The 18,240-nt window shown below is 47.0% G+C and carries 19 protein-coding genes; 11 read left to right on the top strand and 8 right to left on the bottom strand.

Annotation, left to right across the window (positions count from 1 at the left end):
* A complete protein-coding gene (locus ACYVB1_RS16335) occupies positions 1-963 on the top strand; it encodes a glycosyltransferase family 2 protein (RefSeq protein WP_460924860.1) in 963 nt (320 codons plus the stop codon).
* A gap of 190 nt (positions 964-1,153) precedes the next feature.
* Positions 1,154-2,131 carry an acyl-ACP desaturase gene (locus ACYVB1_RS16330; RefSeq protein ID WP_460924859.1) on the top strand — a complete coding sequence of 326 codons (978 nt, stop codon included), beginning with the start codon at positions 1,154-1,156 and terminating at the stop codon, positions 2,129-2,131.
* A gap of 262 nt (positions 2,132-2,393) precedes the next feature.
* Here the strand turns inward: ACYVB1_RS16330 and ACYVB1_RS16325 are convergent, their stop codons facing one another.
* Positions 2,394-2,675 carry a DUF427 domain-containing protein gene (locus ACYVB1_RS16325; protein ID WP_460924858.1) on the bottom strand — a complete coding sequence of 94 codons (282 nt, stop codon included), beginning with the start codon at positions 2,673-2,675 and terminating at the stop codon, positions 2,394-2,396.
* A 182-nt stretch (positions 2,676-2,857) separates the two neighbouring features.
* Here ACYVB1_RS16325 and ACYVB1_RS16320 point away from each other — a divergent pair, with 182 nt between their 5' ends.
* From ACYVB1_RS16320 to ACYVB1_RS16310, 3 genes are all read left to right on the top strand, one after another.
* Complete coding sequence (locus tag ACYVB1_RS16320; protein WP_460924857.1) at positions 2,858-3,958, top strand: vWA domain-containing protein; 1,101 nt, start codon at positions 2,858-2,860, stop codon at positions 3,956-3,958.
* A 6-nt stretch (positions 3,959-3,964) separates the two neighbouring features.
* A complete protein-coding gene (locus tag ACYVB1_RS16315; protein ID WP_460924856.1) occupies positions 3,965-4,468 on the top strand; it encodes a hypothetical protein in 504 nt (167 codons plus the stop codon).
* Positions 4,469-4,566: 98 nt separating this feature from the next.
* Positions 4,567-6,090, top strand: a complete 1,524-nt coding sequence (locus tag ACYVB1_RS16310; RefSeq protein WP_460924855.1) for a sigma 54-interacting transcriptional regulator — start codon at positions 4,567-4,569, stop codon at positions 6,088-6,090.
* A 51-nt stretch (positions 6,091-6,141) separates the two neighbouring features.
* On the opposite strand, the gene ACYVB1_RS16305 is transcribed toward ACYVB1_RS16310, so the two are convergent.
* Positions 6,142-6,432 (bottom strand): hypothetical protein, encoded by a 291-nt coding sequence (locus ACYVB1_RS16305; protein ID WP_460924854.1) that lies wholly within the window; start codon positions 6,430-6,432, stop codon positions 6,142-6,144.
* Positions 6,433-6,705: 273 nt separating this feature from the next.
* Here ACYVB1_RS16305 and ACYVB1_RS16300 point away from each other — a divergent pair, with 273 nt between their 5' ends.
* A complete protein-coding gene (locus ACYVB1_RS16300; protein ID WP_460924853.1) occupies positions 6,706-7,440 on the top strand; it encodes a hypothetical protein in 735 nt (244 codons plus the stop codon).
* Here the strand turns inward: ACYVB1_RS16300 and ACYVB1_RS16295 are convergent.
* A complete protein-coding gene (locus ACYVB1_RS16295; RefSeq protein WP_460924852.1) occupies positions 7,418-8,722 on the bottom strand; it encodes a dicarboxylate/amino acid:cation symporter in 1,305 nt (434 codons plus the stop codon). The genes ACYVB1_RS16300 and ACYVB1_RS16295 overlap by 23 nt on opposite strands.
* 285 nt (positions 8,723-9,007) lie before the next feature.
* Entirely contained in the window at positions 9,008-9,466 is a 459-nt protein-coding gene (locus tag ACYVB1_RS16290) for a peptidylprolyl isomerase (RefSeq protein WP_460924851.1), read from the bottom strand.
* A gap of 152 nt (positions 9,467-9,618) precedes the next feature.
* On the opposite strand from ACYVB1_RS16290, the gene ACYVB1_RS16285 reads away from it, so the two are divergent.
* Entirely contained in the window at positions 9,619-10,275 is a 657-nt protein-coding gene (locus ACYVB1_RS16285; RefSeq protein WP_460924850.1) for a fasciclin domain-containing protein, read from the top strand.
* A 143-nt stretch (positions 10,276-10,418) separates the two neighbouring features.
* Here ACYVB1_RS16285 and ACYVB1_RS16280 read toward each other — a convergent pair whose 3' ends face one another.
* Both ACYVB1_RS16280 and ACYVB1_RS16275 read right to left on the bottom strand, forming a co-directional pair.
* Positions 10,419-12,026 (bottom strand): S8 family serine peptidase, encoded by a 1,608-nt coding sequence (locus tag ACYVB1_RS16280; RefSeq protein WP_460924849.1) that lies wholly within the window; start codon positions 12,024-12,026, stop codon positions 10,419-10,421.
* A 276-nt stretch (positions 12,027-12,302) separates the two neighbouring features.
* Complete coding sequence (locus ACYVB1_RS16275; protein WP_460924848.1) at positions 12,303-13,316, bottom strand: MBL fold metallo-hydrolase; 1,014 nt, start codon at positions 13,314-13,316, stop codon at positions 12,303-12,305.
* 1,471 nt (positions 13,317-14,787) lie between these two features.
* Between ACYVB1_RS16275 and ACYVB1_RS16270 the strand changes: the two genes are divergently transcribed.
* The 3 genes from ACYVB1_RS16270 to ACYVB1_RS16260 all read left to right on the top strand — a co-directional run bounded on the left by ACYVB1_RS16270 (position 14,788) and on the right by ACYVB1_RS16260 (position 16,017).
* On the top strand, positions 14,788-15,168 hold the full coding sequence (locus ACYVB1_RS16270; RefSeq protein ID WP_460924847.1) for a hypothetical protein: 381 nt from the start codon (positions 14,788-14,790) through the stop codon (positions 15,166-15,168).
* Positions 15,169-15,180: 12 nt separating this feature from the next.
* Positions 15,181-15,561 carry a hypothetical protein gene (locus ACYVB1_RS16265; RefSeq protein WP_460924846.1) on the top strand — a complete coding sequence of 127 codons (381 nt, stop codon included), beginning with the start codon at positions 15,181-15,183 and terminating at the stop codon, positions 15,559-15,561.
* 108 nt (positions 15,562-15,669) lie between these two features.
* The gene (locus tag ACYVB1_RS16260; RefSeq protein WP_460924845.1) at positions 15,670-16,017 is read left to right on the top strand and encodes a hypothetical protein; all 348 of its coding nucleotides are present in this window, start codon (positions 15,670-15,672) and stop codon (positions 16,015-16,017) included.
* Between the two features lie 69 nt (positions 16,018-16,086).
* Here ACYVB1_RS16260 and ACYVB1_RS16255 read toward each other — a convergent pair whose 3' ends face one another.
* Positions 16,087-16,608, bottom strand: coding sequence for an IS1595 family transposase (locus ACYVB1_RS16255; RefSeq protein WP_460924844.1), 522 nt, complete (start codon positions 16,606-16,608; stop codon positions 16,087-16,089).
* Positions 16,605-17,102 carry a transposase gene (locus ACYVB1_RS16250; protein ID WP_460924843.1) on the bottom strand — a complete coding sequence of 166 codons (498 nt, stop codon included), beginning with the start codon at positions 17,100-17,102 and terminating at the stop codon, positions 16,605-16,607. The genes ACYVB1_RS16255 and ACYVB1_RS16250 overlap by 4 nt, the downstream gene beginning before the upstream one ends.
* 278 nt (positions 17,103-17,380) lie before the next feature.
* Between ACYVB1_RS16250 and ACYVB1_RS16245 the strand changes: the two genes are divergently transcribed.
* Positions 17,381-18,142 carry a hypothetical protein gene (locus ACYVB1_RS16245; protein WP_460924842.1) on the top strand — a complete coding sequence of 254 codons (762 nt, stop codon included), beginning with the start codon at positions 17,381-17,383 and terminating at the stop codon, positions 18,140-18,142.
* Positions 18,143-18,240 lie beyond the last annotated feature (98 nt).

Here is an 18,240-nt window from a genome sequence, read left to right as displayed (position 1 = left end):
ATGAGTCAGTTGCCACTTGTTTCCATTATTTGCCTGTGCTATAACCACGCCCGCTTTCTGCGGGAGGCGCTCGATTCTGTGCTGGCCCAAACCTACCCAAACATAGAGGTTATTGTAGTGGATGACTGCAGCACCGACGGAAGCGTGGGTATCATTCAGGAGTACCTGCGGAAACACCCCCGCCTGAAGTTTATCAGCACGGGCCATAACAGAGGTAACACGACCGCCTTCAACATGGGCTGGCGTGCCAGCCACGGCGACTATATCATAGATTTTGCCACTGACGACGTGCTGCTGCCCGAGCGGGTGGCGCAACAGGTGGAGGCCCTTGAGAAGCTGGATAATACCTATGGTGTGCTGTATACCGATGCCGAGTACATTACGGATGAGGGTAGCCACATCGGGTATCATTACAAGCGCAGGCCAGACGGCAGCCTTGCTGCCTATGCACCTTCCGGAGACGTGTTTGCTGACCTGCTGGGAAAATACATCATCTGCCCTCCCACCATGATAGTGCGCCGGCAGGTGTTTGTGGATTTGGAGGGCTATGATGAAACGTTGGCCTATGAGGACTTTGATTTCTGGGTGCGGTCGTCGAGAACGTACAACTATTTTTACCTTGATAAGGTTACCACGCAGCGGCGGGTGCATAACCGTTCCCTCTCCAAAGGGTGGTATAAAGCAGGAAACAGGTTACTTGCCTCTACTGTAAAAGTATGCCGGAAAGTGGTTGCCTTGGTTAGAACTGAAAAAGAGCGTGCAGCACTGACTGTCAGGTTAAAATATGAGGCCCGGCATGCCTACCTGACTGGCAACTATGCGGAGGCAAATGAATTCCTGAATTTACTCCGCCAGCATGCTGGCTTGCCGGTTTTGTACCAGTTTCTGGAAGTGCTAAACAGGCAGAAAATTGACCTGAGTTTTCTCCGCCGGGTGTATTACCAGCTTAAGTATAAAAATTAATTGCACTCTTTCTCTGATAGTTCTGTTGAAAAATGAGCAATCAGGTATAACCCTTTTCCTTTTTTACGTAAGTATAAGTTCCTGAACTACTTAGTGGTAATGTCGTATTTTAGTTGTACTAAAATAAAGTGCAAATAAGCTACTATTTAGTATAAATAAGTATATTTGAATTTAAATCAACCAACATAAAATGATTACAGCAGCAACCTCTCGCACAGAAGTAATAAAATGGATGGAAGGCTTTGTGGGTGAAAAGTTCTCTGAGTTACTGAAAACAGTAGAAGATAGCTGGCAACCGGCCGATCTACTGCCGGATGCAACTATGGAAACTTTCTTTGACGAGGTAAAAGAGCTACGGGAACGTGCCCGCGACCTGAGCTATGACTTGCTGGCCGTGTTGGTAGGCGATACCATCACTGAAGAAGCACTGCCAACTTACGAGAGCTGGTTGATGACGATAAAAGGTCTTCCGCAAGACCCGGAGAGCCCTTGGATGAAGTGGAACCGTGGATGGACAGCCGAGGAGAACCGCCATGGCGATGCCCTGAACCGTTACCTTTACCTGAGTGGCCGCATTAACATGCGCGAGATGGAAGCCTCCACGCAGTACCTGATTGCAGACGGCTTTGACCTGCAGACGGACATGGATCCGTACCGCTCTTTCGTATACACCAGCTTCCAGGAAACGGCAACCAATATATCACACCGCCGTGTGGCACAAATTGCCAAAAAGCAGGGCGATAACATGCTGGCCAAGCTTTGCGGCCACGTAGCAGCTGATGAGGCCCGCCACGCGAAAGCTTATAAAGCGTTTGTAAGCAAGATATTTGAAGCTGACCCGAACGAGATGATGCTTGCTTTTGAAGACATGATGCGCAAAAAAATCGTGATGCCAGCTCATTACATGCGTGAGTTAGGCGTGGACCTGGGTAAGACATTCGGTCATTTCACAGATGCAGCACAGCGTATTGGGGTGTACACTTCTTCAGACTACACTGACATTCTGCAAGGGCTGATTGACGAATGGAAGATTGAAGCCTTAACCGACTTGAACGAGGCCGGTGAGCGTGCCCGTGATTATGTAATGGCTCTGCCTGCCCGTCTGAAGCGAGTAGCAGATCGTATGAAAGCGCCTACTTTAGAGTATAAATTCCGCTGGATTGCTTAACCCGATTTAAGCTGTAACAGGACAAAATAAAAGACGAAGGCCTGAGCGTAACGGCTCAGGCCTTCGTTTTTATGGCTGAATCATAATTTACAAGGTTGAAGGATTGACAGGATATACAGTAGGTATTCCTCTAATCTGCTGGTGCGAGCTTGCAGCTCGTACAAATACTTTTGATGCTGGGGGTATGAGCTGCAAGCTTGCACCAGCGCAGGTTTTATCTTCCTGCTAATTCTTTAATCCTCTAAATCCTGATTGGAATAATTTACTCCTTCACCTCTACGCCTTTCCAGAAAGCGATATAGTCCCTGATTTCACTTGCTGCCTCTTTTGGATCTGGATAGTACCAGGCGGCATCCGGGTTTACCTCACCGTTCACTTTTACATGATAATAAGAAGCTTCGCCTTTCCAGGGGCAGGTGCTGTGGGTGCGGCTATCTTCCAGGTACTGCTTGTCTACTGTGTTTGGGGGGAAATAATGGTTGCCCTCAATTTCTATGGTTCGGTCGCTGTCTGCAATCACAATGTCATTCCATATCGCTTTCATAGTTTTTCTCGTTTTAGGTTAGATGTAGTATATTTATGTAATCTACTACAATACCTGCTGCAAAGTTTAACAGCCTGGGCTTATGGTTCTTGCCTGTACGTTCTTGCAAACAGCGGAATTTTAGCCCATTTGCTCCGAACAATGCACCTGCTCTTTGTGTTATTACCTACAAACCCTTCATTATGGCTATAGGATACCGATTTACAGAATATATACCGCCTCAGGATGATAAACCCGGATTTGAATCATTGCTGAAGATTTTCATGCAGCTGGTGACCATCACGTCCGGTGATGTAGGAGAGGCCCTGAGCTGGCTCAGTTCCCTCGACAAGCAGTACAACCTCACCAGCGATGAATACGGCATTGGCAATTTCATTGAAGACCTTCGCAAAAAGGGATACCTCGACGAGGACAAGCAACAGCAGGGAAGCTTTAAGCTTACTGCCAAAAGCGAACAGGGCATCCGCAAGAGTGCTTTAGAGGAAATCTTCGGTAAGCTGAAGAAAGGCGGCAAGGGCAGCCATGCCACACCGCACACAGGCTCCGGCGACGAGGCCAGTTCTGACCGCCGCGAGTACCGCTTCGGCGATTCGCTGGACCAGATTTCTATGACGGAGTCGTTGCGCAACGCGCAGATAAACCACGGCATCGGCGATTTGCGGCTGACAGAGCAGGACCTGGAAGTGACCGAGACAGAGCACAAAACGCAGGCGGCCACGGTGCTGATGATTGACATCTCGCATTCTATGATTCTGTACGGCGAAGACCGTATTACGCCAGCCAAGAAAGTAGCGATGGCTTTAGCGGAGCTCATCAAACAAAAGTATCCAAAAGATACCCTCGACGTGCTGGTGTTTGGCAACGACGCCTGGCAGATAGAGATCAAAGACCTGCCTTACCTGGAGGTTGGCCCCTACCACACCAATACCGTGGCGGGCCTTGAATTGGCCATGGACATTCTGCGCAAGCGCAAAACGCCAAATAAGCAGATTTTTATGATAACGGACGGGAAGCCAACCTGCCTGAAAGAAGGAATACATTACTATAAGAACAGCTTTGGCTTGGACCGTAAGGTGGTAAATAAAACCCTGAACCTGGCGGCGCAGTGCCGCCGCATCAAGATACCCATTACCACGTTCATGATTGCCTCTGACCCCTACCTGCAGGCTTTTGTGGATGAGTTTACCAAAGTGAACAATGGCCAGGCCTACTACAGCAGCCTGAAGGGGCTGGGGCACCTCGTGTTCCGGGATTACAAACAAAACCGCAGGAAGAACTTTTAATTGTTTATGAGCCAGAGAGCAGAAGCAACTTACCAGGAATCTCCGGCAGGCGGCGGTGTGATGGCTACCTTCTTGCCCCACCTGCTGGTGCAGGTTATTGCCCTTCTTGCGGGTTCTAACGGGCTTGTTGTGCTGGCTTTCTCGCAGTGGCCCGGCCTTCTGTTTGCTTTGCTGTTCCTGCTCTTCCAGGTGTGTCTGCACTTTTTCATTAAGTCCACAAACAGCTATGTGCAGTCTGTTTCAGGCAAACCTCTGCAGTTGCTGCTGCAGGTCGTGCAGTCTGCATTTGTGGTGCTGGGCATGGCAGCCCTGGGCATCCTGTTCTGGTGGTTATTTGAGTGGAGCCTGTTCTATTTGGAAAATGCGGGCCGCGGGAGCAGCTTTTATTTTGATTTACGTGGGGTCGTGCTGTCGCTGGTGCCGAATCTGGTGTTAATGGGGCTGTTAGGGGAGGCTGTCCGGCAGTTCTTTCCGCTCCTGAAACAGGGGAGGCGCCAACTGGTAAAGTAGTTCATCACAGGAGATGAAGCATACGTACATAAATTTTAGCTACAAAATTGATTCTAACGCATCAGTCAGCCTAGGCTGACTGATAAACACAGAGATACATGAAATACAAGAACATACCAGCCGAAAAGCTTTTACAAATAAAAACACTGGGCCAGCTGAAGGCTGCCGGCTATGAACCGCAGTCGGTAAAGCAGGAGCTGCGTGCCAACCTGATTACGAAGCTGCAGAACAAGGAAGAGGTCTTCCCGGGCATCTGGGGCTATGAGGAAACCGTAATTCCGGACATGCAGCGCGCTATCCTGTCGATGCACCACATCAACCTGCTGGGCTTGCGGGGGCAGGCGAAAACGCGTATTGCCCGCCAGATGGTGGACTTGCTGGATGAATATATTCCGGTAGTAAAAGGTTCAGAGCTGAACGATGATCCGTTGCAGCCACTCTCGCGCTTCGCAAAAGATACCGTGCAGGAGCATGGTGATGATACCCCGATTAGCTGGCTGCACCGCTCTGAGCGCTATACCGAGAAGCTGGCGACACCAGATGTGTCCGTAGCCGACCTGATAGGGGATGCTGACCCGATTAAAGCGGCCACCATGAAGCTGCCGTACTCCGACGAGCGGGTGATTCACTTTGGATTGATTCCGCGCTCACACCGGGGCATTTTTGTGATAAACGAGTTGCCGGATTTACAGGCCCGCATCCAGGTGTCGCTCTTCAACATTCTGCAGGAAGGCGATATACAGATACGTGGTTTTAAGGTGCGCATGCCGCTGGATATACAGTTTGTGTTCACGGCCAACCCGGAAGACTATACCAACCGCGGTTCCATTGTAACGCCGCTGAAAGACCGTATCGACTCGCAGATTATCACGCACTATCCGAAAACTATTGAAACCGGTAAGAAGATTACAAAGCAGGAAGCTCATGTAAAAGAGGAGCAGGAGCAGCTGGTAAAAACCAACGACATCATCGGAGACCTGATTGAGCAGGTAGCCTTTGAGGCCCGTGAGAGTGAATATGTAGATGCCAAGAGCGGTGTATCGGCCCGCTTGACCATTTCTGCCTACGAAAACCTGCTGAGCGCTGCTGAGCGCCGCGCCCTAATGAACGGCGAGACCTCCACCTATGTGCGGGTGGCAGATTTCCTGAATACCATTCCGGCCGTAACAGGTAAAGTAGAACTGGTGTATGAAGGCGAGCAGGAGGGAGCCGGGCACGTGGCGCAGGTGCTGATGGGCAAAGCCATCCGCACACAATTCCTGAAGTACTTTCCGGACCCGGACAAAGGCAAGAAATCAAAGCAGGGCAGCCCGTACAAGAGCATTACGGAATGGTTTGGCGAAGGCAATACGGTGGATATCCTGAACGATGCCTCTGAGGCCGAGTATAAAAAAGCTATACAGAGTGTGCCGGGCCTGAAAGGACTGGTAGAGAAGTACCAGCCGGATGCCAAAGGCGACGAAAAGCTCTTCCTGATGGAGTTCGCCTTGCATGGCCTGGCCGAGCATAGCCAACTCAGCAAAAATCGCCTCAGCACGGGCCTTCAGTTCAAAGACCTGCTCAGCGGCATGTTCTCCATGCCTACCTTTGGCGATGAGGAAGAGGACGACAATAACTATTAGTGAGAACCGGGTACACGAAATTAAAAGGCAGGAGCGAAACTCCTGCCTTTTTTATTGCTCAATAAGTTCTGATGATATCTGTTCCCATTCTTCTTCTAAAGAAACAGACGGCCGCTTTCTGCCTGCTTTTCTGTACCAGTAGTCTGCGTTCCAGGTGTCGCCTTCTTTGCGGTGCAGGTAGGCGTGTATCCAGGCGGCGTCTTTGTCGGGCAGGTCCTGGATCAGTTCATGCGATTTGTCCCAGTTGCCTTTGCCATCATACCAGAGTGCCTGCAGGTATACAGATGCTGCTGCTGGTGGTGTGTCATTCGTTAAGCTTTGTTGAAAAGTCTGTAAATCCATTATTTTGTTGATTTTGCGGGAGATGTTTTGATATACATTTAAGCGAATTTAAGGAACATGAACCAATCTGGAGTATTGGCATGGCCGCCTCCGTGGTGCCAGACAGATTTGTACTTCTCTTTGTTCAGGGCTACGTCGGGTGCGGATATCGGGTTTAAACCTACATGCTTTGAAACAGTTTCAGTGCTTCAACTACTATGAGCGGTGTTATGCCAGCTTCCTCTTGGGCTCGGTTCAGCAACCCTGTGCCTTAAAATAAAGTAGCCTGTGGATATGGGACATATTTCGTTGTGGCCAATTCTGGTGTTGGTGCTCATTCATACCTTAGGTAGCAGGCTCCGCTTTTTAGAAGGGCTACCCCGAAGCGTTTGGTTGTCAGGCGCAGGAGGCGTATCCGTGGCTTATGTGTTTATGCACCTTTTTCCGGAACTGCAGGAGGGGCAGGAGCACCTGGAGGAAAACGTGCCTTGGGCAGAGGAATTTCTGAAGCACCACATCTACCTGATGGCACTGATTGGATTAGCTACATTTTATGGCCTGGAGCGCTCTGTTGTGTCAGCAAAACGAGATCAGATTAAAAAAGACAATAGTAAAGGAAAAGCGCCCAAAGGCGTTTTCTGGTTACATATTGGCTCTTTTGCACTCTACAATGCCCTAATAGGCTACATCCTGTTTCAGCGGGAAGAAGAGGCTGCACAGTCCGTCATACTGTTCACTATCGCCATGGCCCTCCACTTTCTGGTAAACGACTATGCCTTACAAGAGCACCACAAGGAGATATACAGAAAGTACGGCCAATGGATACTGGTGCTGGCCTTGTTGCTTGGCTGGGCGGTGGGTTATATACAAGGCGTAAATGAGACCACAGTGTTCATCCTGACAGCCTTTATAGGAGGAGGAGTTGTTCTGAACGTGCTGAAGGAGGAGTTGCCCGAAGAGCGGGAAAGCCGCTACTGGGCCTTCCTGCTCGGGGCTGGTTTATATGCTATACTCTTGCTGTCTCTGTAGGCGGGTGCAGCTGGCCTTCTGTGCGGGCCACCATCATCGACACCGTCGCATCGCCGGTTACGTTAACGGTGGTGCGGCACATATCCAGTATCCGGTCGGGGGCCAGTATCAGGGCAATGCCCTCTACGGGGATGCCTGCCTGCTGCAGTACAATCACCAGCATTACGGTGCCGGCACCTGGCACGGCAGCTGCCCCGATAGAGGCCAGCGTCGCCGTCATCACAATCCCTATCTGTGCCATAATATCCAGCTCAATGCCATAAGCCTGCGCAATGAAAACGGCGGCCACGGCTTGGTACAGGCTGGTGCCATCCATGTTAATGGTGGCTCCCAGGGGCAGCACAAAACTGGTGATTTCCCTGTTTATGCCCAGGTTTTTCTCGCAACGTTCCATGGTAACCGGCAGCGTGGCTGCGCTGGAGGAGGTGGAGAATGCCAGCATCTGTGCCGGGAAAATGCCTTTGAAAAAGTCCTTATACTTTGTCTTGCCTACAAACACAGCCAGCAGCGGGTACACCGCAAACACCATAATGGCCAGACCCGCTATTACCACCAGGCAATAGTAACCGAGTACCAGCAACAGTTCTACAGCCGAACCCGGATCATCGCCGGCAAACTCTACCACCAGACCGGCCAAAAGGGCAAATACGCCATAAGGAGCCGTTTTCATGATAATGTCCACAATCTTCAGAATAACGAGGTTGACGCCTTCAAAAAAATCATTGACGGGTGCTGCTTTATCCGGTGGAATCATAATGAGGGCGATACCGAACAGGAGCGCAAAAAAGATGACCTGCAGCATGGCACCGTTGTTGGTGAGGGCGCCGAAGATGTTGTCCGGCACAATGTCTACGAGCGGTTGTAGTGGCCCCTGCTGCTCCACAGCGGCGGCATCAGAGGATTTCTGGGTAGTGGTGGCGGCGAACTGCTGGTTAAACTCTTCTCTTTTTTCTGCTGAAAAAGCTTTGCCAGGCTCTGCAATGTTTACCAGCAGCAGCCCCAGTACTACGGCTATCACGGTGGTGAGCAGGTAAATGCCAATCGTCTTGGAACCGATACGGGAGAGCCTGCTTACATCGCTTAGGCTGGAGACGCCTGTTATCAGCGATACCAGTACCAGCGGAACAGCGATAAGTTTTAGCAGGTTGATAAAGATGGTGCCGAAAGGCTGAATCCAGTTAATGGTGAATTCTACGAGGCCAAAGGAGCTGGCAAGCATACCCCAGGCCACGCCCAGAGCCATACCAATCAGGATTTGCCAGTGTAAAGCAAGTTTCTTCATACGATGTTTTGTTCGGAGCTGCACAGGGCAGCACCCTATTCCGTAGAGTATGATTATGTATTGAAGGAGCTTTGGACCAATAAGCCGGGACAGGCAAAGCAGAGAAATCCCTTTGGGCACAGAACAGGCTCCTAGGTAAAGCTACGCATAATTACTCAGGAAGCAGGTTTAAAGTTGGAAAGATGCCGTGACAACTGCTAAAAATACAGCAGAAACAGCTCCCTTTAAACAGCAGAAGCCGCTCCCGGAGCGGCTTCTGCTGTTTAATATAAATGAGCAACAGGACTATTCCTCGTTTACAACGATTTTCTCAATCCTGTCATTCGCTCTGATTTGGTCAATCACCTCATCGCCTTCCACTACTTTGCCGAACACGGTGTGGTTGCGGTCCAGGTGGGCGGTGTTTTTGCGGTTGTGCACGATAAAGAACTGCGACCCGCCTGTGTTGCGGCCAGCATGGGCCATAGAAAGCACTCCTCGGTCGTGGTACTGGTTCTCGCCTGTCAGCTCACAGTCAATCTTATATCCCGGGCCACCTGTGCCTGGTACACCTTTGGCTCCCTCGCGTGTGTTAGGGCAACCACCCTGTATCACGAAATCAGGAATAACACGGTGAAAAGTAAGTCCGTCGTAAAAGCCTTTCTTGGCAAGATCTATAAAGTTCTGTACTGTTTTAGGAGCATCTTTTTCAAAGAACTCGACTTTCATCACACCTTTGCCAGTATGTATTTCTGCAGTTTTCATGGTTTGATATTTTTCTTGTAAAACAATGTTGATAACAAAAGTACTGATTTTATAGTTTAATAGGGCTAAAGGCTGTCGCTTTGCAGCGTTCAGCTTTGCGGGTACCATGCCGGCATACAGATTTATACGAAACGCAACCAGTACATAACACTATGAAAAAAAATAAACTAATGGCATATACCTTCGCCCTGTTTTTAGGTTTTAACCTGATGGGCTGTGAAGGTACAAACGAGGAGAATGCTAATAACGAATTGCAGCGGGAAAACACGGAGCCAAGAGCACGTAGAGAGGCCGATAGCCGTGGAATAGAGCCCTCCAGCGATCTTATCCCCAATAATGATAATGCGGACCTGAGTGTGACAAAGCCAGATATTGGCGGCCATGAAATGATGGCAGGGCAGACGGTTTCAGAAAACATTACCTCAGGCACAAACCTTTCCACATTTGCATCCCTTATCCGGCATGCTGAAGTTGTGGGGCAGTTAAGTCAGGCAGGACCTTATACTGTTTTCGCTCCCTCGAACGAGGCCTTTGAGGCGCTTCCTGAAAACGAGCTGGAAAACCTGATGAAACCTGAGAACAAGCAGCGCCTGCAGCAGCTTGTAAACAACCATGTCGTATCTGGCACCATGTCTGTGAGGGACCTTCAGGATGGTGCCACATTAAGAACAGTGGGAGGTGCGCAGTTGCAGGTAACAAAGCGAAACAACACGTTAGCTGTAAACGGTGCCGAGGTGGCAGAAGCCAACATTGTCAGCAGTAATGGAGTGGTACATATTGTTAATAAGGTCTTGGCAGCAAGACAATAATAAAGGATATAAAAAAAGAAAGGCAGATGAATCAAATCATCTGCCTTTCTTTTTTTATATCAAATCAATACCAAGCCGGCAAAGCAGCTTAAGAGCATGCCCGGTGCAAGGGAGTTATCTGTTTACCCCGGGCTTCTGCCAGCTTATTGCAGCGTACTTGCAAGCTTCAAGGCTTCATATGCATTCACAATGCCTCCTGTACGGCTAAGCTCCGTCATGGCCACTCTTTCGCCTGTGCCCGGTGCCATAACAGGTTCCGTGATTTTGGTAACGGAACGCTCAATAACAGACTTTATCTGTGTGGCTGATAAATGAGGGTAATAAGACTTAATAACAGCTGCCAGACCGGCTACTACCGGCGATGCCATGCTTGTGCCGCTGAAAGGGGCATACTGGTTACCACCCGGAACGGTAGAGTATATATTATCCCCGGGAGCAAACACATCTACTACGTCTTTGCCATAGTTAGAAAAAGGAGCAATCAAACTGTTTCGTGTAGGGCCGTTGGCGCCTACGGTAATTACGTTCGGTGCTTTCTTGTTGCCTTTAATGGTATAAGGGTTAGGGAAATACGGTTCTACATCAATGTTCTTGCTTTCGTTTCCTGCAGCCCGTACTATCAGTACATCATGCTTCTCTGCGTATTTGATGGCGTCTTCCACCCATTTGCGCTGTGGGGAGAATGATTTTCCAAAGCTCATGTTGATGATTTTAGCGCCATTATCTACTGCATAACGAATCGCCAGGGCTATATCCTTGTCATGCTCATCACCATCAGGTACTGCTCTGATCATCATGATTTTTACGGCACTGGCTACACCGTCTACACCTAGTCCATTACCTCTGGCAGCACCAATAATGCCTGCCACATGCGTACCGTGCGATGGGTCACCGGCCATGATGTTGTTATTCCCATAGAAACGGTCCTTGAAGTTACTGTAGTCATCTTCCACTACCATTCCCCTGTAATCTGCCGGAGCAGTCTCTGGGGCTTTCAGGTTAGCTTTCAGGCTATCCGCATAGTGCTGCAGCAGAGCAGGAAGCTCCTGGTTGGTTGCACCTGGTTTCACCCGCTCAAAAATCAACCCATAAATCATCTTTCCCTGGTCGATACTAGGGTCGTTTATTTTAAGCGAATCCAGGTCCTGTGCTGTATAAGTGTCTTTCTGGATAAGCCCGGTGAAGAAAGCATCTACACGCGGCAGAACATCGAGTAGGCTGTACATCATCTCTACCTCTTTGCCGGCTTCAGATACCTCTGTTGCATGGGCCTTGCTCCTGAGCCAGACCTGGTACAGGTCGCGGTCTTTTCTTTTAACCTGCTTTTCAGAAGTTATGTTCTTAAACTTGTCTTTGTACTTAAAGTATATCCGCTCACTCTCGTAAGAGTCTTTTGTTACGTTTTTATTTGGGTTGTCCGCTCCAAGGAAGTTCCACCCGTAGATGTCCCCGGCATAACCGTTCTTATCAGGGTCCTGAGCTCCGCCTGCCGCTTCAAGGCGGTTCTTCCATAAAACCGAGCGTAGGTCTTCGTGCAGGGTATCAATGCCACTGTCAATAACAGCCACTAAAACGGGCGCTGGCTTTTTGTTTTGCACTAGCTCTTCGTAAGCTCTCTCCATGCTGATGCCGTATACCCCATCAGTTTTCTGGTCCAGCAGGTGCCAGTTTTGCGGGACCTGCTGTGCAATCTGGCCAAAGGCAACTCCTGAGGAAAGAGCAAATGCTAAGGCTGCAACTATTTTCTTCATGCTATAGAATGTGTGTGATGACAATTTTAAACGCGTCTAATACCATTACTGTGCCAATTCTTTTCTGGCTGCTTTACACAAAGTAATCATTTTGAAGCAATCATCTTGCAGGTCAACACCAGCAAGCCTAAAGCTCCAATGCTCTACAATGGGCTTGTAGCTGCTATTTAGGTGAGACGTGTGGCCACGAACATAGGCAAGTATAAACTGCTCGCGCACCGCTTGGTAGTTTAGAGCCTTACAAATATAGCAAAAGTATAAACTTAGCGATGGCTGTTATGCCAGTCCTTGTAACAGCACTGCTTCTCCGATAGCGGGTATTTTGAGCCCCCGCAGCATTCCTCCGGCAGCAATTTGCTGCAGCACACGCACAGGCTCTCCTAAGGGTTCATCGGAAAGGTCGAAGGTGCCATAGTGCATGGGGATAAAAGTGCCTCCGCGCAGGTGGTTAAAAGCCTTTACAGCCTCGTGCGGGTTCATGTGGCTTTTAGACATCAGGAATGAAGGCTTGTATGCGCCCACCGGCAGCAGGCACACATCCATAGGTCCCAACAGGTCCTCTATCTCCTCAAAATGCTGGCCCATGGCCGAGTCTCCTGCAAAGTACAGGCTAAGTGTTGGTGTCTTCAGCACAAAGCTGCCCCACAGCACCTTGTTCATGTCCAGCAATCCGCGCCGGTGCCAGTGGGCGGCAGGCATAAAGTATACCTCCACACCCTCAGGCAGCAGGTCAAACTTCTGGTACCAACCCGCCTCCTGGTAAGGCAGGTGCGGGTTTACGCCACGCAGTATGTCGCCTGCACGCAGTGGTGCCAGCGCCTTTAGCTGTGGGTTACTCCTGAACACGGTTCGTATTGTTTTCTTATCGAGGTGGTCGCGGTGCCCGTGCGAGAGCAGCAGGAAGTTGATGTTGCGCAGATGCTCCGGCGGACAGGGGAGGCCTACCTGGCGGGGCAGCGTTGGCAGGTCGTAGAACACAGGGTCTGTCAGGAATGTAACACCTCCCAGCCTGATAAAGAAACTGCAGTGCCCCAGCCATACTACCATGTCCTTGTCTGAGTCTATGAATTCTGACCCTGCCTGTATGGGCGGTTTAAAGGTATCCAGTTTCTTCTCGTTGTGCTGAGGGTTCTTGCTCAATTTCCAGCGCACTACATCGCTTAGTTGCGGGTTATACATGCTCTCCCCGTTGGCAAAGCGATCATTGATGGTTTTGTTGCCTCTGTAGTCCTTCTTTATCGTTTCCAGGCGCTCGTTTCTGATGTGGCGTATGTATTTGTTGTGCTGCAAAGTCCTTTTTCGTTTGTTTTGCTAATCTAACACTAGAACGTCGGCTAAGGTTAGAGGGATGATTTTAGGAGCTTAAAATCGCACCGTCCTGTGTTTATAAATGCTTCTTTTATAATAAAAGTACTTTTTGTACTAGTTGATACAAAATGCAAAGTAGTCAGAGATAATTAAAAGGGAGGCACGTTGAACTTCTAACCGCCAGTTATCCGGTAAAAATAGCTAAACTGTTTTTGTAATCTATCCTAATGTAATGCTGAAATAACTAAGGCTATATAAGTTATAAAGTATAGCATGTTCCGGCAAACTGAATTTCATTGATCTAGCTATCTGCTCCTTTTGCAATTGCTTTTTTGATGTTTAGAAATGTGAAGTTTTTTTACTAAAATATAATTTAGTTTATAAACCTAAAGGATATTTTGAAGTATACAAATATGTAATGTAATAATTTAAAAAATAAAAAAGTGTGAATACAAGTTGAGAAAAGCGCCTGTTTTCATATATTGGAGCCTTTTGGCTTCGTATTTAACTGCTGTTGTTACGAAGCATCTGTTTTGAATTTTATCTTTTACAGAGACTTCCTGATGTTTGAACAGCTTTTTCTTTAGGATAGGGAAGGGTTGTTACACCTGCCTGTGCAGGAACCATAGAGCAAGTTATGGCAATGAGGAAGAATAGTAATGCTGCTGCTATAAAATGCTTTGCAAACTATGTGAACTCCTGTAAAAAGTATGCGCCTCCTCACCTGAGAGTAGTACGGGTATGCATTACCCTAAGTTATAAGTCTTTACCTGTACAGAGTACAAGTACCTGCTGAACAAGCCTCCTTACTGCCTGCATCGAATACTCTTCGGTTGTGATCTCGCCCTTTAGTTTCAAATTTATCTATTTATAGAGTAGCACCGTGCGCGGTAAAGAGAAGTTTGTGAGCGTCTAATTACAAATGCCCTTCATCAGCACTGTATTATCCTGCAGTTTTACTAATTGATTATGACTGAAATAAGCAATGTCCTAAATGCTATTTTAAGCAGAGGTTCAAAAAAGTGCTTTGATTCTTCATAGACGAAAGCCATCTGTTTCATGCTATCACAGAGAAGATGATTGTATCGACTCATATAGAAAACTAGAGTGCTGCCTTTATACATTTAGTTGAGGAAAACTAGTCACTTGTTTTATTCTAAAAAGAATTATGACAGCAAAATTATTTTTAAAAGAACTGAGTAGGGGTTATCCAATACTAAATTTGGGTAAGCCTGAGCAACGGTATCTAAAGACTATAAACATATGTAGTCTTTTTGTAATGTTAGTATTTGCTTCCTGGGTTAGTCCCTCTAATTCTTTCGCTTTTAGTTGCAAGTACAATAATATTTCCCGGAGTGATGACCATGGAACTAGTAAAGGAGCAGTTCAACATGTGGCTTCTCAAACGTCCCAGTATAGTTCCTCTTTTAGGAGATATTTTAGCCGACCTACTATGATACTTGATGCAAGTTCCTGCTTTGGGTATGAAACTCTCAGGGAGGGTCTGCTGGAGATAGTTCCTATTAACGCAATAGATAACAGATACTTTCGGAAAGCAACAATCACAAAGGATAAACTGATTATTTTAGATGAATCTGCTCCTTTACAGGCAGATTATATAATTGATATATCCCATTTAGACTTTGAAGATGAAAAATCAGCAATGTCTTTTTTTGATAGCTATCGTGATAACCTGGTTCAGATAAAGGTTGATTTCAATAACAAGAACATTACACTCTATCTTTTTCATGAAAATATTATAGGTGCAGCATGGAGTGTAAGCGACTGGAACAAGTATTTAGCAAACAAGCATGAAAGAATAACTACAAATTAAAGAAAATAAATTATGAAAAATATTTTAATAATCGAAGAATATATTTTTAAGGTTATATTGTGTTTTTCTGTCCCTGCTATCTTTTTTAAAGTTAGTGTTGCTGATGCTCAACAAGTAGGTGGAGAAGCGTTTTTGAAAGGTCAATACTTAGAAGTTGGTATTGCAGAATGTGGGTCGTTTGGAACAGCAGGCTCGGCTCCTGCAGGGTACCATCCTAATATGAGTGGAAACAGGTTAGGATTTGTTGCGGATGCAGACCAAAATGGGTGGGATATAGGAACTCCCCCTTATAATGGAGAGTATTTTTTACCCGGTTCACCAGAAGAGGGATGGGGTGTTGAAATCAACGGTATTAATTATAATAATAATGGCTCTGTTATAGTTAAAGGTTGATAGGTACTTTATGAAAGGTATGGATAAAGTAAACCTACTTCCGTATATAGTGCTGATAACTGTATGTTCACGTATATCCAATAGTTGTAGGTAAGTTGTAAGTATAAAATGAATCTTGTAATGCTCATCCTTTCGTTTTTAATTTTTCAATCCAGCCAAAATGGATTTGAAACTGGTTGGTATCGAACTAAATTCAAAAATGAAAATCATGAATTACTAATAAGTGCAGATAGCACATTCATATTCAGAAAAGGGAGATGGGACTATACCTTTGGGAATTGGAAAATTGCAGATGAAAAGCTTATCCTTAATTCGAAGTCTCTCACTCAGATGGATAGTATAACAGTTGCTTTAAGTTCTGGAAATTACTTTAGCATTGAGAATAAAGAGTTCAGAATAAGGAAAGGAAAGTTGATTGATAGAGAAGGTCATAAATTTATTTATAAAGAAAAATAAGAAAACCTTCCTACAACAAAGTTCAGCCTTAACCCTCGCTATGCTTCGGGCTTCGGCTGCACCAGTCCGTTAAGAAATCAGAACTTGGTAGCGTTCTTCTATATTAGAGTACCTACCCAAAGACAGTTTATCAGAAAGAGAGGAGTGGTAAAGTTCACTTACCATGCCTCTTTGCTTCTTGAAGAGTTCCATGAACCTGAACAGGTTCAGGTAGCTTTGCAGATATTTCGTGGCTACACCGTTGAACTTTTTGATGTAATCCTTGAACCGTTTCGCAAGGTTGTTCAGGTTGTTCACATGGTATATCTTCCCGACTGAGTACTGCTTCTTGGAGGCGTGTATGCGGTAGTGCGTGAAGCCGTGTGTCTTGGCGAACGAGTTGATGGAGGGGTGCTTGTCAGAGCAGATGATGTTGGAGTCGGCACTAACCCTGTTGCGCAGGATTCTGTCCAAGTCCTTGCGCTTCAACCTTCCCATACAGGCAATGGTAAGGTCGATGTTCTTAGACCTGTCAACAGAGAACAGCACCTTCGCTTGGTCGTTGTTATCGCCACGCCTGTTTGTGCCGCCACGCTTCCTTGGCTTGGTCAACCCTTTCTGCCTTTCTCGCTTTTGAGGAACCACACATCGTCAACCTCCACGATGCCGTTGAACTTGGCTTTGCTCAGTTCCTCGAAAGCGGTGAGTATCTTGTGTCGCCAGTCGAAAGCGGTCTTCAAGGAGATGTCCATTTTAGAAGCTATCTCACGCAGGGAGTTGCCTTCTACCATCAGGGTGATGTACTGCTCCCACAGGTGCTTCTTCTTGATGTAGGATATGGCTGTTCCAGTTAAGTCGGTGAAGGTCTTCTTGCAGTCCTTGCACTGGAACCTCGTGCGGTTTTGCAGGTAGCCGTACCGCACGATAGAGACAGAGCCGCAAGCGGGACAACCACGCTCCACGCCCTCGTTTAGCTGCTCGGCTACTTGGTTGTGCTTCTCGGAAGCCTTGGCTAAAATCTCGATGATGTTCTTGGAAAGCTGCTTTAATTCCCTGCTGTCCAACTTCTGAATCTCTTTTAGAATGTCTACCTTTGACTTTGCCATATATCCCTTTGATTTATACAAAGATACGCAGAAACAACGATAATATCAACTTTTATCTATAACAGAGCCATAATAATCAAGTTTGTTCGGTCAATCAGATTCCAGGAGGTATAGCGGAATATTCAAACACTTTTTCTGCCGTCAGTGCTACTTGGCAAGGTAGTGTTGAGGGATTATCAATATCAAAGCGCACATATTTTCCTCCTAACGCAGTCTATTTTGTTACAGAGGTTACTCTTACTAACACTAGTAGTTCTAGGCTGGAAAACGTATATTACATGCGGAACGTCGATCCAGACAATGAAGTAGTATGGACTGGTGATTACACAACAACTAACACAATAGTTTCTCAACCATCAAGTACAAATTGTACTGCTTTGGTAAGTGCAGTTGGGCTTACGTACGGAATGTATCTAGGTTTAGGCACCAAGGATAGTAGAGCCCGTTTAACCTGGGGTGGTTTTGAAAACAGGAGTGCCAGTGACATATATAATGGGGCATTCTATCTTTCACAGTCCGGTTCTCAGACAGATGATGAAGCCATCTCCCTTGCCTTTTTCCTTGGCGATCTTGCTCCAGGAGAAACCACAACGCTTTCCTATGCTTATGTTTTAGGTGAAGGAGATTTGGATATTGCTTTAACAGCAACCGCTACACCTACTTTTTATGCGAATGGTGTCAACATTACCTCAACAGGGTTTGTGTCCACATGTGGTAGTAACGAGTCTGTAACGTTAGAAATCAGAAATGCTCCCGGATATACTTGGGCTTGGTCACCAAGCGCAGATCTTAATACTACCACAGGAGAAATTGTGGTAGCTAATCCTTCTACCGATAGAACATATACTGTAACAGGCACTCCACCAAGCACTGGTGACGGTTGTACAGAAGGTAGTATAATTACAAGGACAATTACTATCAGCCGTAGTCCTTTGGAGGTAAGTGTTGCTTCATTATCGAATGTAACTTGTGCGGGCGAAACCGATGGAGCAATAACTGTATTTGCTAGTGGTTCAGGTAGCTTAAGTTATTCAACGTGAACTCGGGAATTAAGCTAAACATCTGGCAGGGTTAAACCTTGAGTTCTGGTGGTCCAGGAAAGTGTAGGCGCTCAGGCCTGAGAGGATGTGCACCAGGG

This window comes from Pontibacter brevis (assembly GCF_054779655.1).
The sequence above is the reverse complement of the archived record's forward strand: the minus strand, read 5'-3'. Positions and strand labels throughout refer to the sequence as shown.

What these genes read in the sequence shown, in the direction of transcription:
- ACYVB1_RS16320 (WP_460924857.1), top strand. Translation starts at nt 2,858, where the DNA reads ATGGCTATAGGATACCGATTTACAGAATATATACCGCCTCAGGATGAT.
- ACYVB1_RS16260 (WP_460924845.1), top strand. Translation starts at nt 15,670, where the DNA reads ATGAATCTTGTAATGCTCATCCTTTCGTTTTTAATTTTTCAATCCAGC.
- ACYVB1_RS16280 (WP_460924849.1), bottom strand. Translation starts at nt 12,026, where the DNA reads ATGAAGAAAATAGTTGCAGCCTTAGCATTTGCTCTTTCCTCAGGAGTT.
- ACYVB1_RS16310 (WP_460924855.1), top strand. Translation starts at nt 4,567, where the DNA reads ATGAAATACAAGAACATACCAGCCGAAAAGCTTTTACAAATAAAAACA.
- ACYVB1_RS16325 (WP_460924858.1), bottom strand. Translation starts at nt 2,675, where the DNA reads ATGAAAGCGATATGGAATGACATTGTGATTGCAGACAGCGACCGAACC.
- ACYVB1_RS16290 (WP_460924851.1), bottom strand. Translation starts at nt 9,466, where the DNA reads ATGAAAACTGCAGAAATACATACTGGCAAAGGTGTGATGAAAGTCGAG.
- ACYVB1_RS16305 (WP_460924854.1), bottom strand. Translation starts at nt 6,432, where the DNA reads ATGGATTTACAGACTTTTCAACAAAGCTTAACGAATGACACACCACCA.
- ACYVB1_RS16265 (WP_460924846.1), top strand. Translation starts at nt 15,181, where the DNA reads ATGAAAAATATTTTAATAATCGAAGAATATATTTTTAAGGTTATATTG.
- ACYVB1_RS16315 (WP_460924856.1), top strand. Translation starts at nt 3,965, where the DNA reads ATGAGCCAGAGAGCAGAAGCAACTTACCAGGAATCTCCGGCAGGCGGC.
- ACYVB1_RS16330 (WP_460924859.1), top strand. Translation starts at nt 1,154, where the DNA reads ATGATTACAGCAGCAACCTCTCGCACAGAAGTAATAAAATGGATGGAA.
- ACYVB1_RS16250 (WP_460924843.1), bottom strand. Translation starts at nt 17,102, where the DNA reads ATGGCAAAGTCAAAGGTAGACATTCTAAAAGAGATTCAGAAGTTGGAC.
- ACYVB1_RS16300 (WP_460924853.1), top strand. Translation starts at nt 6,706, where the DNA reads ATGGGACATATTTCGTTGTGGCCAATTCTGGTGTTGGTGCTCATTCAT.
- ACYVB1_RS16295 (WP_460924852.1), bottom strand. Translation starts at nt 8,722, where the DNA reads ATGAAGAAACTTGCTTTACACTGGCAAATCCTGATTGGTATGGCTCTG.
- ACYVB1_RS16270 (WP_460924847.1), top strand. Translation starts at nt 14,788, where the DNA reads ATGATACTTGATGCAAGTTCCTGCTTTGGGTATGAAACTCTCAGGGAG.
- ACYVB1_RS16285 (WP_460924850.1), top strand. Translation starts at nt 9,619, where the DNA reads ATGAAAAAAAATAAACTAATGGCATATACCTTCGCCCTGTTTTTAGGT.
- ACYVB1_RS16335 (WP_460924860.1), top strand. Translation starts at nt 1, where the DNA reads ATGAGTCAGTTGCCACTTGTTTCCATTATTTGCCTGTGCTATAACCAC.
- ACYVB1_RS16245 (WP_460924842.1), top strand. Translation starts at nt 17,381, where the DNA reads ATGCGGAACGTCGATCCAGACAATGAAGTAGTATGGACTGGTGATTAC.